This window comes from Streptomyces sp. NRRL B-24572, from assembly GCF_002156145.1.
In the GTDB taxonomy this organism is placed as follows: domain Bacteria; phylum Actinomycetota; class Actinomycetes; order Streptomycetales; family Streptomycetaceae; genus Streptomyces; species Streptomyces vietnamensis.
On record NZ_MWIG01000368.1, the window covers coordinates 3,452 to 3,910 of the forward strand.

The 459-nt window shown below is 80.8% G+C and carries 1 pseudogene; it reads left to right on the forward strand.

The window, feature by feature from the left end:
* Nucleotides 1-459 (forward strand): annotated as a pseudogene (locus tag CCN56_RS44750) (zf-HC2 domain-containing protein); the annotation flags it as partial.

Below are 459 nucleotides of genomic sequence, written 5' to 3' on the forward strand. Positions count from 1 at the left end.
CAGCGGATGAAGGAACGCCTGGACACCGGCCGCGCCGTGGTCCGCGCCCTGGACGCGCTGCCGCCGTGCCCGGAGCTCACGGAGATCCTCACGGCCTGGGACGGCCGGCCCTCCCCGCTCTGGCGCAAGCGGATCGCCCGCCATCTGCGCACCTGCGCCGCCTGCACCTCCCGCGCGAGCGGCCGCAGCGGCCTCGCCCCCGTCGAGGGCCTCCTCGTCGGCATCGGCCTCGTCCCGCCCCTGGTGGTCGCGGCCTCGCGCACGGACGGCCCGGCGATGGAGTACGCCGCCCACGCGTCCTCGCAGCCGGGCGCGTCCCCGGGGCCCGGAGTCTCCCCGGGGCCCGGCGGGGGCTCCCGGCCCGGCGACCCCTCGCAGCCCGGCGCGCCCGACGCAGCCGGGCGGTGGACCCCGCTGCGCCGTGCCACCGTCGCCGGGGTCGCGGCCGTCGCCGTCCTC